At 47.2% G+C, this 13,697-nt stretch carries 9 protein-coding genes; 8 read left to right on the forward strand and 1 reads right to left on the reverse strand.

From position 1 onward, the window contains the following. The first annotated feature begins 206 nt into the window (after nt 1-206). The 7 genes from HF638_RS26405 to HF638_RS26435 all read left to right on the forward strand — a co-directional run bounded on the left by HF638_RS26405 (nt 207) and on the right by HF638_RS26435 (nt 8,982). Nucleotides 207-1,289 (forward strand): hemolysin family protein, encoded by a 1,083-nt coding sequence (locus HF638_RS26405; protein WP_169482950.1) that lies wholly within the window; start codon nt 207-209, stop codon nt 1,287-1,289. Nucleotides 1,290-1,691: 402 nt separating this feature from the next. Then, entirely contained in the window at nt 1,692-2,642 is a 951-nt protein-coding gene (locus tag HF638_RS26410) for a ring-cleaving dioxygenase (protein WP_211175800.1), read from the forward strand. Between the two features lie 14 nt (nt 2,643-2,656). Then, nucleotides 2,657-3,262 carry an alpha/beta hydrolase gene (locus tag HF638_RS26415; RefSeq protein WP_169482981.1) on the forward strand — a complete coding sequence of 202 codons (606 nt, stop codon included), beginning with the start codon at nt 2,657-2,659 and terminating at the stop codon, nt 3,260-3,262. A gap of 212 nt (nt 3,263-3,474) precedes the next feature. Next, nucleotides 3,475-5,766: a glycoside hydrolase family 3 C-terminal domain-containing protein gene (locus HF638_RS26420; RefSeq protein WP_169482951.1), complete on the forward strand. Its 2,292-nt coding sequence runs from the start codon at nt 3,475-3,477 to the stop codon at nt 5,764-5,766. A gap of 368 nt (nt 5,767-6,134) precedes the next feature. Continuing rightward, entirely contained in the window at nt 6,135-7,025 is an 891-nt protein-coding gene (locus HF638_RS26425) for an alpha/beta hydrolase (protein ID WP_169482952.1), read from the forward strand. A gap of 62 nt (nt 7,026-7,087) precedes the next feature. Then, nucleotides 7,088-8,380, forward strand: coding sequence for a threonine ammonia-lyase IlvA (ilvA, locus tag HF638_RS26430; RefSeq protein ID WP_169482953.1), 1,293 nt, complete (start codon nt 7,088-7,090; stop codon nt 8,378-8,380). A gap of 14 nt (nt 8,381-8,394) precedes the next feature. Further along, complete coding sequence (locus tag HF638_RS26435) at nt 8,395-8,982, forward strand: GNAT family N-acetyltransferase (RefSeq protein ID WP_169482954.1); 588 nt, start codon at nt 8,395-8,397, stop codon at nt 8,980-8,982. A gap of 149 nt (nt 8,983-9,131) precedes the next feature. On the opposite strand, the gene HF638_RS26440 is transcribed toward HF638_RS26435, so the two are convergent. Then, entirely contained in the window at nt 9,132-10,100 is a 969-nt protein-coding gene (locus tag HF638_RS26440; protein ID WP_169482955.1) for a hypothetical protein, read from the reverse strand. Nucleotides 10,101-10,417: 317 nt separating this feature from the next. Here HF638_RS26440 and HF638_RS26445 point away from each other — a divergent pair, with 317 nt between their 5' ends. After that, nucleotides 10,418-13,582, forward strand: coding sequence for a stalk domain-containing protein (locus tag HF638_RS26445; protein WP_169482956.1), 3,165 nt, complete (start codon nt 10,418-10,420; stop codon nt 13,580-13,582). Nucleotides 13,583-13,697: the final 115 nt, after the last annotated feature.

The following is a 13,697-nucleotide window of genomic DNA, read 5'->3' on the forward strand; positions in this document are numbered from 1 at the left end:
TGGCAACGTATCAGTGTAGGGGACGGAATCGATTCTGAAGAAGCGAAGCGTTCGCGTTTGCAAACCAATTTTAAACCTTTGAAAACAACAATCAGGGAAATTTGGAGGCAATGGCGATCGGAAGAACGAGCCGTCACTGGAACGTTACTCGCGCAACCTTATTTTAAATTTTAATGGAGGTGAATCCCTCAACCTGAGGGAAATCATTGGACGGAATAATAGCCTTGAATTTATTTTTAGTAGCCGTATTTATCGGCCTGACAGCCTTTTTCGTTGGAGCTGAATTTGCAATTCTTAAAGTACGGATGTCCCGAATCGATCAATTGATCTCGGAAGGCAACAAAAAGGCAGTACTGGCCAAAAAAGTGGCGCACAACCTGGATTATTATCTGTCTGCATGTCAATTGGGGATTACCATCACGGCGCTGGTATTGGGAGCACTGGGTGAACCTACCGTTGAGAAAATGCTGCATCCGCTGTTTGAGCGACTGGAAGTACCAGCGGCGTTATCTACTGTGCTTTCCTACGGTATCGCTCTGGCAATCATTACGTTCCTGCACGTGGTTATTGGTGAGTTGGCACCGAAAACCCTGGCGATCCAGTTTGCAGAGAGAATGACGTTGTTGCTGGCACCACCACTGTACTGGTTCGGTAAAATCATGAATCCGTTCATCTATGCTTTGAATGGAGCTGCTCGTCTGTTGCTTGGCATATTTGGTGTAAAACCTGCCGGGCATGATACCGTTCACTCCGAAGAAGAGCTGAAGCTGATTATGGCACAGAGCTATGAGAGTGGCGAGATCAACCAGACGGAGCTAGACTATCTCAAAAACATTTTTGCTTTTGATGAGCGTCTGCTTCAGGAGATTATGATTCCAAGAGATAAAATCGTTACGTTGAATAAAGAAATGCCGCTTGATCAGATCATTGAGATGCTGAATCGACACGAATACACGAGATACCCTGTTATTGCGAATGGGGATCAGGCTCATTTTGTTGGCTTTATTAATACGAAAGAAATGCTGACCAGTGTGGCTGCGGGCCGCGCCTTCAATATGGAGACATTTGTTCATAATACGCCGAGTTTCTCCGAGCGTTCTCCAATTAAGGATGTGCTGATCCAGATGCAGCAAAGCCGTGTACACATTGCAACCGTGAAAAACGAAGCAGGTGCTACGGTAGGTATGGTTACGATGGAGGATATCCTTGAAGAGATTGTCGGCGATATCAAGGATGAATATGAGCACAAGGATTTGGTGAATCCACCAAAAAGAATGAAACTGGTTTAAGAAGCAGTGAGACAAAGTGAGGTAATACAGGATTAGCGAAGTAACGCAATCGTTCTAATGATAAGCAGGTTCCCGATGGTGATCGGGGCCTGTTTTTGTTATGAAATCTTAATTTTAAAATAAAAGCTTGCATATCATGGTACAATGGATTAATATAAATTTAAAGAATCTTAATTTAAAGATAAATAACAGAAACGAAATAAATAAAAGAAGCAAAATAAGTCGAACTAATAACTTACACGTAACGAAGAGGACAGAAAAAACTTGAAAAAGCGAAGCGTTCGCCTTTATCCCCGGATTTTCCCTTAGGAAAAGAAATCAAAAAAATCTGGGGATAACAGCGATTGGAAGGTTATTCTGTCATCGTAGTGTCTGTGTAAATAAACCAAGGGAGTGGAGATTATGTTCAGAACTTCAGGAATTCATCATATTACAGCTTTTGTAGACGATGCACAGAAAAACGTTGATTTTTATGCAGGTGTATTAGCGCTCAGACTGGTGAAAAAAACAATTAACTTTGACGCACCGGATGTGTATCACTTGTATTACGGGAATGAGCAGGGTGCACCGGGGACAATCATTACCTTTTTCCCACAGCAGAATTCAAGAAGAGGTGTCATTGGTTCAGGTCAGACTGGAGTTACCGTATATGCGGTTCCTGTAGGAAGCCTGTCTTTCTGGAAAGAACGTCTTGCTTCCTTCGATATTCCATATGAAAATAAAACCAGATTTGGTGAGCAGTACATTCGTTTCTTCGACAAAGGCGGTCTGTTGCTTGAACTAGTTGAGCGTGAAGGTGGTCAGCCAAGCAACTGGAGTTTCAACGGTGTAACACCAGAGCATGCCATCAAAGGATTTGGCGGTGCCGTATTGTTCAGTCATGTTCCTGAGAAAACCATGGACGTATTGGTGAGCAAACTGGGTCTGGAGCAGGTCGGTGAAGAGAACGGACTCCTTCGTCTTCAGGCAAGCGGCGATATTGGACAGATCATCGATATTCAGTCTACAGGTATCCAACGCGGGATTGGCGGAGCTGGAACGGTTCACCATATTGCATGGCGTGCCAAAGATTACGTAGAGCATGAACAAATTCAGCAGGACCTTGAACAATCCGGATATCATCCAACGCCAGTCATTGACCGTCAATACTTCAACGCTGTGTATTTCCGGGAGCCAGGAGGCATACTGTTCGAACTGGCTACGGATCCTCCGGGATTTGCACGGGATGAACCAGCAGATAGCATGGGCGAGAAACTGATGTTGCCTGAATGGTATGAGCCACAACGTGAGCAGATTGAACAATTGTTGCCACGAATTGAAGTACGTGAATGGAAAGGAGAGTCCAAATCATGACCACAACCAATACAATGAAACACATCTATAAAGCAGGTGCTCAGCCGGATGCTCCAACAATTCTGTTGCTTCACGGCACAGGCGGAACTGAGAATGATCTGGTAGGTCTGGCGGAGATGATCGCACCGGGAGCGGGCATACTTGGGGTGCGGGGTAACGTATCGGAGAACGGGATGCCCCGTTTCTTCCGCCGCCTGGCCGAAGGTATTTTTGATGAAGAGGATCTGATTGCTCGTACGGCGGAGTTGGGATCTTTTGTCGATGCAGCTGCGGTGGAATATGGTTTCGACCGTTCCAACGTGTATGCACTAGGTTACTCTAATGGCGCCAACATTGCGGCGAGCCTGATCTTCCATCAAGCGGATGTATTCAAAGGTGCAATTCTGCATCATCCGATGGTACCGCTGCGCGGACTGGAATTGCCGGATCTGAAAGGTCTGCCTGTGTTCATTGGTGCGGGCGAGAACGATCCGATTGTACCAAGACGTGAAACCGAGGAACTTGCTTCGTTGCTGAGCGGTGCAGGTGCCGATGTAAACACGCATTGGGAGCGTCAGGGTCATCAGTTGACTCGTACCGAGGCAGAAGCTGCGGCAGCTTGGTTTAAGACACAGTCGTAAATTGGGTGGATAGACGGTTATGAAATAGAGACAGCCTGATCGTGAAGATCTGGCTGTTTTTCCTTTTTATTTAGTCATCGTCAGGAAGAGGAAATGATTGACTAGTGATATGTAACCGTTACTAACCGGGTAAACATTTGAATGTGTGGTAGATAACCTTGTATGCTTAGTGATATAGCTATGCATCAACATCATGAACTGGAGGGGTTAATGTGGAACGTAACATCAAGGAACTGGTACAGCGGATGACACTGGAAGAAAAAGCGGGTATGTGCTCGGGACTGGACTTTTGGCATCTGAAAGGGGTGGAGCGTCTTGGCATTCCATCCATCATGGTGACGGACGGACCTCATGGGTTGCGCAAGCAGGATGGGAGTGCAGATCATCTGGGTCTAACGTCGAGCGTGCCTGCAACCTGTTTCCCGTCTGCGGCAGGATTGGCTAGTTCATGGGACAAGGAGCTGGCGCGTCAGGTTGGGGTGGCCTTGGGTGAGGAATGTCAGGCCGAGGATGTAGCGGTACTGCTTGGTCCGGGTGTGAATATTAAACGTTCCCCACTGGGCGGACGTAATTTTGAATACTTTTCCGAAGATCCATTGTTATCTACGCAGATGGCTACCGGTCATATTCAGGGCGTGCAGAGTCAGGGTGTAGGTACGTCTCTCAAACACTTTGCAGTCAATAATCAGGAAGAACGGCGCATGTCGATTGATGCGGTAGTAGATGAACGGACGCTGCGCGAGATTTATCTGGCGAGCTTCGAAGGTGCGGTGAAGGATGGACAGCCGTGGACAGTGATGTGTTCCTACAATAAGGTGAACGGTACGTATGCAGGTGAGAATGAATGGTTGCTTACGGATATCCTGAAAGACGAATGGGGACACGAAGGTCTTGTAGTATCAGACTGGGGTGCGGTCAATGAACGTGCAGACTCCCTTGCAGCAGGACTGGAACTGGAGATGCCAACAAGCGGTGGAATCGGTGAGCGTAAAGTGATCGATGCCGTAGAGAGCGGACAATTGCCGCTGGACAAGCTGGATCGGGCAGTGGAGCGTCTACTTAAGCTGATCTTCAATGCCGTTGATCAAAAGCAAGAAGGGGCTACATATAACAAGGATGAGCATCACCAACTTGCGCGCAAGGTAGCAGCCGAGAGTATGGTTTTGTTGAAAAATGAAGAAGGTCTCCTGCCGCTGGGCCGTGAAGGCGAAGTGGCGTTAATCGGAGCATTTGCGCGTAAACCCCGCTTCCAGGGCGGCGGCAGTTCCCACATTAATCCGACCAAAGTGGATGATATTGTGGAAGAAATGACACAGGTGGCTGGCGAAGGTGTAGCCTTCTCCTATGCTCCGGGTTATCGGATTGAAGCGGATGATGTGGATGAAACGTTAATGCATGAGGCTGTTCAGGCCGCACAGTCAGCGGATACCGCCGTGGTGTTCGTTGGATTGCCGGATCGTTATGAATCCGAAGGGTATGATCGTACGCATCTGCGTCTGCCTGACAATCATATTCGGTTGATCGAAGAGATTGCGAAGGTTCAATCACGTGTGGTCGTTGTACTGAGCAACGGATCTCCAGTGGAGATGCCTTGGCTAACTCAAGTACAAGCAGTGCTCGAAGCTTACCTCGGTGGACAGGCCGTTGGTGGAGCGATAGCTGATCTGTTGTATGGAGAGGTGAATCCATCCGGTAAACTGGCAGAGACATTCCCTGCCAAGCTCAGCCATAATCCATCTTATTTGAATTTCCCTGGTGAAGGGGATCGTGTTGATTACCGTGAAGGCATCTTTGTTGGTTACCGCTATTATGACAAAAAAGAGCTGGATCCACTGTTCCCGTTTGGCTATGGACTGAGTTACACGACATTTGAATATGCTGACCTGAAGGTAGATCGCACAGAACTGACCGATCAGGATGAGGTGAATGTGCATGTTCAGGTCACCAATACCGGGGACAGAGCTGGCAAGGAGATTGTACAGCTGTATGTCAGCGACGTAGAGAGCACAGTTATTCGTCCGGTCAAAGAACTGAAGGCTTTTGCCAAAGTAGCTCTGGAACCTGGCGAATCCGAAGTGGTGAGCTTTACGCTAAACAAACGTTCATTCGCCTATTACAACGTGGATATGAAGGACTGGCATGTCGAGACTGGAGAGTTCGACATTCAGGTGGGCAGTTCCTCACGGGACATTCATGTGCACACACGTGTGAACGTAGAGTCTACAGCGACATTCCTTCCAACCTACACGCGTAATAGCACACTGGGGGATATCCAACGTGATCCGGCCCATAAAAAGCTGTTGGAACAGGCATTGCAGCAATTCCAGGAGGCTAGTGGATTTGGCGGTGATGATGCTGGTGATCACGCGGATATGATGGATGCGATGATGAAATATATGCCGCTGCGTGCACTGGTTGCGTTTAGCGGCGGGGCCATGACGGAAGAAGCGATGAATGAGCTTCTGGAGCAGCTGAACAACAAGGATCATGGTATTCGGGGATAAGGGGCTGCGGCCTTAAACCGAGATTTGTCCATCCTTGGATTAAACGACTGTGCAATCCATGCAATCCGTGCAGGAACTGCGCACGAAGCAACAAGATGGTGTATGTGAGGGCCAGCCGTTTAGTAGCTGGTACAGTTACCCGATCCGATCATGGATCGGGTTTTCTTTTTGTATAAGGAAAAAAGAGGGTTACCGAAACGGTGGGATAGGGATGTTCCTTGCAACGTGACAGAGGAGACAGGACTGCTGTAACTTGATGAAGCAATATGGTTGTCGTATAGCATGGATTATTCTATAATGAAGTAATTGATAATCATTTTCAATTAGATTCGGTGAAAGATGACTATGCACGTAATCAGGAGGGGAATATGAATCCTAACCCTAGCTCACATACGTTTGGTTCAAGTGCGTTTGTTCGGACCCGTGATGGTCGCAAACTACATTATATGTCCAGGGGAACAGGAGAGCTGACGGTTGTATTTGAGTCCGGTATGGGCGCCTCCAGATCAAACTGGGGACTGGTTGCACCAGCCATTGCTGAGCATGCACGTGCAGTTGTGTATGACAGGGCAGGGGCGGGACGAAGTGATGTCGACTCGGCTCCCCGCAGCCTTAAACGCATTGCAGGGGATCTTGGAGAACTGCTGACAGCTCTGGGCCCGGGCCCATTCATTCTGGTTGGACATAGCTGGGGCGGTCCGATTGTACGGGCTGCGGCAGCTGCACATCTATCTCGATTACGTGGCATTATTCTGGTAGATCCATCAGACGAGCATTGCGAAATGTATTTTTCCAAGCTTACTAAAAAGAGCTTTGCCATCAATGGTTTCATTATTCCAATCATGGCGCGGACTGGCTTATATAAGAAACTTGGCAGCAAAGCTGGAAGTGTTCAGCCTGACGATGTGGCAGCGGATCACCTCAAGGAGGATTTCACTGTACGGGCAGCCAGCACGATGCTTGCGGAAGGCAAAACATTTCTGGATGACATGGCAGCGTTGCTGGAACATCCTCCGGCTCTGGGTGATCTGGAAGTCAGCGTGATCTCGGGTACGAAACCGGGCAAGGGAGAAGCGAAAATCAGACCTGCTCTCATCACGGCGCATCACCAGACGGTGAGCCAGCTGTCCAATGCGAGATGGATTGGGGCGGATCAATCGGGTCATATGGTTATGTTTACAGACCCACAGGTTATTATTGATGAAATTGTACGAATGATAAATGATGTGAGCTCAGGCGCAAGAACAGATCAAAAGTGATACAATACAAAGAAAAGCAGTGCGCGACATTGCTAGACCATAAAGCGGAGTGTGGAGACAACATGAAACCAGTTGAACAAGAACCAACGGGAACCACAAGTCCCGGTCGTGCCAGTGTTGGCATGGAAGATATCGTGCGCGCACATCATGTGCTGCGTGAGGTCATTGTAAGAACGCCGTTACAGCGGGATGCTGTATTGTCTGCCAAATATAACTGTAATGTGTATCTGAAAAGGGAAGACCTTCAAGTGGTGCGCTCGTTCAAAATTCGGGGCGCCTATAATATGATTCGCAGTCTGACACCAGCCGAGATGGAGAAGGGTATTGTCTGTGCAAGTGCGGGCAACCATGCTCAGGGTGTTGCTTTTAGCTGTAATGCGCTCGGAATTAACGGCAAAATCTTCATGCCGAGTACAACGCCAAACCAGAAGGTGAAGCAGGTGCGACGCTTTGGAGGAGACAACGTTGAAGTAGTGCTGATCGGGGATACGTATGATGATGCATACGCAGAAGCAATGCGTGCATGTGACGAACAGGGCATGACGTTCATCCATCCTTTTGATCAACCGAAGATTATTGCAGGTAATGGTACGGTAGCAATGGAAATCATGGAAAGTCTCGATGAGAATGCCGACTATGTGTTCGTTACGATCGGTGGCGGAGGGTTGGCAGCCGGCGTGGGAACCTACATGAAGACCGTGAGTCCAGAGACACGCATCATTGGAGTTGAGCCACTTGGGGCAGCTTCCATGAGTGAGGCGATGTTCCGCAAACAGGTTGTGACGTTGGATGATATTGATAAATTCGTGGATGGCGCAGCGGTAAAACGGGTTGGCGATCTCACCTTTGATATCTGCAATAGTATACTTGATGACATTGTGAAAGTGCCGGAAGGCAAAGCCTGCACAACTATTCTGGAGTTATATAATGAAAATGCGATCGTTGTCGAGCCTGCCGGTTCCTTGGCTGTTGCGGCACTTGAGCAGTATCGTGAGCAAATCGTGGGCAAGACGGTGGTCTGCGTAATTAGTGGCGGGAACAACGATATTGATCGGATGCAGGAGATCAAGGAGCGTTCCCTGATCTATGAAGGTCTGAAATATTATTTCATGGTTAATTTCCCGCAGCGTGCAGGAGCTTTACGTGAATTCCTGGAGGAAGTTCTAGGGAAGAATGATGATATCACCCGGTTTGAATATACGAAAAAGCATGATAAGGAAAATGGCCCTGCCTTGGTGGGCATCGAGCTGATGTACAAGGAAGATTACCACCCGCTCATTGAACGTATGAACCGCAAAGGTATCGCTTATACCGAGCTGAACAAAAATCTAAATCTGTTCAATATGTTAATCTGATGAATCATTCCAGTATGCAATCAGATCACCAAGAAACATCCCCTCTGATCAGACCTGCGCGCATAGAAGATGCAGATCAGGTCATTCCTTTACTGTATCAGGCGATAGGGGATATTGCATATGCGCTTGCGGGTGAGGCGGATCATGAGAAGGCGATGCAGATTTTGCAGGAGTTCTATGTGCAGGAAGACAACCGGATTAGCTATCGTCATGTAACAGTGATGGAGCAGGATGGGCTAATCGCGGGGATTCTGGTAGCCTATGATGGCGGTGAAGCAGATCGTCTGGATCAGCCGATTCTGAATCGTCCTGGACGAAGCCGGGAAGAGAAGTATGTTTTGGTTAAAGAAACCCGTCCGGGTGAGTATTATCTGGACACTCTCTCGGTAAGTGAAGCTTATCAGGGGCAGGGTATCGGCCGGGCACTGATGGCTACTTTTGAGGAGCAGGGCAGAGATCTGGGTCACTCACAGGTATCCCTGATTGTAGAACGGGACAACGGCCGTGCGCTAATGCTGTACGAACGGCAGGGCTATGTCAAAGACGATGTGATTGTCATCGCGGGACATGATTATAATCATATGGTCAAACCGATTCAATAGGTAGGGAGCTGACGGGTTAAGTCAGTTGTGAATATAGAAACAAGAAGAAACCGCCACAGGAGCGAATCCTGTGGCGGTTTTTGTTGTGGTTTTCTGTTGGAATTGAGCCAGAGTCTTGGCCCGGATAGTAACCCTGCGAACAGATTAAGTCAATAATTCGCATAATCGCTGACCGGCACATTCTGCTCCAGCCATTTCTCCACAGCAGCTGTTTTCTCGAATTTGGCTTCGGTGACGATATCCATGAACTTTTCGAGTTTGGTCAGGAAAGCACTATCTTCGGATGCGTTACGTTGTAAGACAGCTTTGTAACCTTTCTGGGCATTGGCAGTCATTTTATTCGTTTCATAGTCAAATAGAGGCGTATTATTCAGGCCATAAAACGTATATAAGGTATAGTTATTCATCAGGTTGTTCACTTGTTTTACCCGATTGGACTTCGGATATTCGTTCAGGAATCGTTCCTGATTCAAAGCGCGATTGAGTATCTCCTGATAACCAATGACCAGTGCACCATCATCGGCGGCAAGGTTACTGGTTTCGACCGCCATAATATTAATGTATTGTTTGATGTCCGGTTTCACGTACGAGATATATTTCTGAAAAGCCATATAACTCATGATCGGATAGAGGGAGCCTTCCAGCATGACCAGGCGATAACCGCTATCCCGTGCTTGCTGAAGCAGTGCACGCAGACTGGCGTCGTTTGTGCGGCTCATCAGTTGGGTGAAGCTGTCATTCCACTTGTAGGCCTTGATCATCTTGTCTTGAACATTAGGTACGAGTAAGCGGTCCGTCATGGCTGTTAACGCCTTATTGCGTGCATTCTCCAGCTGTAAGACCATCAAGGTTGCATGATGAGTCGTGACTTGATTGATATGAGATTCGAGATAAGTATCCGCGGCAGGCAAGCCGTTCTTTTTGTAGAGGATGGACTGAAATGTTTTATATATGGTTGTTGAACTGGCAGTCGTGACTTTGGTATCTGTACTGGAAGATGCGGCAGCAGCGACTCCGGATAATGGAGCGACGGCTGTTTGGAGCAGCATGAGGATGGCGGTAGCCGTAATGAAGGTGCGCATGCCTTTACGTTTGGTAGATTGAAACGATGATGTCATAGATATGAACCTCCCGTAGTTAAGAAAATGATAGGCGTTGTTCACTAGTCACTATACATTAACCCAATTGGGGCAGGATGTGGTTGCGGAATGGTGACAAATTCTTCTGTTATTTTTAACTTTTGGAGGGTGGAAGATAGAGGAAGATTTCTGCGAAAATATTTTTTGTACAACTGGAAACTTTTGAGCTGATCGGAACGTCTTAGTTGTGCACAGGTAAATACAGGAATTAATGAAATGAACATCGAAAACTACTTCGATGTTAACTAAATGCGAGAATGGGGATATGGGATATGAGGAAAGCGGGAGGAAAACAAGTGAAGAAGGTAATGTCAGCGCTGGCTGTATCGGCCATGCTGATGTCCGCACTTCCAACGTCGGTTATGGATGCAGCCGCAAGGATCAGTATATATATTAATGATGCAGAGTTATCATCTGCTCAGGCACCTGTCATGAAAGGAGGGCGCGTACTGGTTCCGCTTCGGTCGATTTTTGAAGGATTGGATGCAAAGGTACAGTACACAAACAGAACCAAAACGATTGTTGCAACTCGCGACGATCAGGAAGTTACATTGACACTCGGTTCCAAGACGGCATACATCAACGGAGAAGCGATCTCCTTGGATGTACCTGCGAACACGATCAAGGGCAACACGATGGTTCCAATTCGTTTTGTCAGCGAAGCTTTTGGAGAGAAAGTATTCTGGAACTCGCGTAACCAGCGTGTAGATATCAAGACAACGGCAACGCCTCCAGTGGATGAGACACAATATGCTGCATGGAACATCTATGGTTCGGTATCCGGAAGTAATGGGGATGGTCGTGATCTGACCGTGAGCTTCACACGCCCAACTTCAGAGAGTGCAGTATCTGCTTACCGAATTATGCTGGTGAAAACTCGCGATGTGAATAGCTTTACGGAGTCGTCAGCATCTGCTGTACCTTCTGCAAACTATACATCCGTAACACCAAATAATAGCAACCCGAAACTGACGCTCAATGCACAGACACGTGACGTGAATGGGGATTTGCTCAATAGCAATGAAACGTATCGCCTGTATGTACTGACTGTTGGAAACAGCAACAATAATTATAAAAACGCATTGAAGTGGTCTTCCCAAACGTTGAAGCTTAATAATGTGAAATCTACAGTACAGGCGGTTACAAGCCTGCGTGCCGCAGATATTAGTGACTATGGCGATGGCCGCGATCTGGAGATTAACTTCACGCAGCCGAGCACGACATCTAACATTACGTATTATCGTGCTTTTGTCGTTAAAGCGAAGGACTCTTCAGCGTTCAATCTGGCTGCAGCGAACAAAGTGTCCAGTGCAAACTCCACGATCATATACAAAGGCAATACTGCCGCGGTTAAAAGCCAGCTGACTTCCTCGACACGGGATACGTCCGGCGAATTGATCAAAAGTGGCACAGCATATGTAGTGTACATCTTGTCCGTAAGTACGAATGAAGCAACAACAGATAGCAAGTTGTCCGCGGCATCCTCTTCACTTACGTTGTCCGTGAACACAGCAACGTCTCCGGTAATTACGCAGGTGAGAGATAACTCGGATTATGGAGATGGTCGTGATATCCAGGTGAGCTTTAACCGCTCATCGGATGAGTCCAAGGTGGCGAATTATCGCGTCTTCGTGGTGCGTAACTCGGTTGCCAGCAGCTTCAATCTGACGACGGCAAGCAATCTGTCCTCCAGTCTGTACTATACGGTGAACAAAACAGGTAACAACATTACAACGACTTTACCTTCATCCATGAAGGACACAAGCGGTTATAACGTAACCAATCTGCAAGATTATCGTATCTTCGTGATGGCGGTAGGCAACCAGCAAAATGGATACACCAATGCGCTGTCAGCGTCATCCACGGTTCTGAGACTGACTACAAACGGCAATGCAGGTGTGATTAGCAACCTGGCTGTTGCGGATATCAGCGACTACGCTGATGGGCGTGATCTGCGGGTTTCTTTCAACAAAGCTGCGGATGAATCCAGAATCTCTGCCTACCGAGTATATGTAGTTCGTTCCGCTAATGTGGGCAGCTTTACGCTGAGCGCAGCTAATGCGTCGAACAACTATACGCAGGTGAACAAAACGGGTGGTAACTTGTCAGTTACGCTTCCGTCCAGTGCGGTTGATACGAATGGGAATCGGATTACCAATGGTATTTCTTATCGTGTATTCGTTCTTTCAGTGAGCAACAGCGGAAACTCCAGTCAGAACGTATTATCTTCTTCCTCTTCACTGATTACATTGTCGGCAAACGCGGCGGTAACCGCTCCGAGCAGTGTGGCTGCGACGGACATCGGTGATAATGGAGATGGACGTGATCTCCGTGTAACGTTCACCAAATCCGCAGATGAGACAAATGTGAATCACTATCGGGTGTTTGTAGTGAAAAATGCAAATGCAGGAAGCTTCACTCTAAGCTCTGCGAATGCAGTAAATAGTGCGAATTATACGTATGTAAGTAGAACGGGGAATAATCAGACAATTACCTTATCTAATGGTTCGAGAACAGTGGATGGTGACTTGATTCGTAACGATGTGGGCTATCGAGTGTACGTGATGGCTGTGAATAATAACGCGTCTTTAGCGAATGTAATATCGTCAGCCTCTGGTATAATCACATTGACTTCAAATGCAGCTGTAGCGGCGGCGAGCAATGTGAATGTAACAGTCAAAGATCAAGGACAGTCTGGAACGCCTTCGGATGTAACAATAACCTTCAATAAGGCAACTAGCGAGACCAATATCTCCAATTACCGTATCTTGATTGTACCTGCTAACCAAGTGAGTGGATTTAATACGAGTTCTGCTCTTGGAATTAATTCCTTTGTTGAAATCAATAAGAACAATGCAGGCAGCCCGGTAGTACTAAATAGTGGACATCGAGATATTAATGGTAGTGTCCTTGTAGCGGGACAGAAATACAGAGTGTTTGTCTTGTCCGTTTCAGACAGTACATCACGTGCTTCCAATTTATCTGCTGCTTCCAATGAGTTTAATATCTTTGCACAAGCAAATGCGGTTCAAACTGCCACCATTACAGGCCTTCAAAATACAAGTACTGTAACCGAAGCTAGTTATAAGCTTACCTTTACTAAACCAACTGCTGAAACTGGAATTTCTGCATACCGATTCTTTATTGTTAAAGGAACAGATAGTTTGGATATTACTACAGCAAGCTCTAACACTAGCTACCAAATTGGAGATCCTACAGCCGTTGAAGTGACTTTGACTACAACAGCTAAAGATTCAAGCGGAGCCAACCTTGTGGAAGGAAGCGAGTACAAAGTGTATATTCTTTCAGTTGCTGCAAATACAACAACGAATAAACATACACTTTCAGGCCCATCGGATACATTCAAGCTTGAAAAGGCTCAGTCTACGCCAACACAGGAGCCTGCGTCTCCTACCAATCCACCGGCATCAAGCGATGGGCAAACACCTGCACAGGGCTGAACGTAAAAAATTTACACTGAAATAAACTGAACACCCTTTCCATCTGGAAAGGGTGTTTTCGTTATGTTTGAACAACGATCGTCTGGCGTGGCTTTCAAACTTGCTTTGCGAGAAT

Source organism: Paenibacillus sp. SZ31, assembly GCF_012912005.1.
Classification (GTDB): domain Bacteria; phylum Bacillota; class Bacilli; order Paenibacillales; family Paenibacillaceae; genus Paenibacillus.

Excerpts from the sequence above, each read along its gene's own strand:
- HF638_RS26410 (WP_211175800.1), top strand. The coding sequence starts at position 1,692 with ATGTTCAGAACTTCAGGAATTCATCATATTACAGCTTTTGTAGACGAT.
- HF638_RS26415 (WP_169482981.1), top strand. The coding sequence starts at position 2,657 with ATGAAACACATCTATAAAGCAGGTGCTCAGCCGGATGCTCCAACAATT.
- HF638_RS26425 (WP_169482952.1), top strand. The coding sequence starts at position 6,135 with ATGAATCCTAACCCTAGCTCACATACGTTTGGTTCAAGTGCGTTTGTT.
- ilvA (WP_169482953.1), top strand. The coding sequence starts at position 7,088 with ATGAAACCAGTTGAACAAGAACCAACGGGAACCACAAGTCCCGGTCGT.
- HF638_RS26435 (WP_169482954.1), top strand. The coding sequence starts at position 8,395 with ATGCAATCAGATCACCAAGAAACATCCCCTCTGATCAGACCTGCGCGC.
- HF638_RS26440 (WP_169482955.1), bottom strand. The coding sequence starts at position 10,100 with ATGACATCATCGTTTCAATCTACCAAACGTAAAGGCATGCGCACCTTC.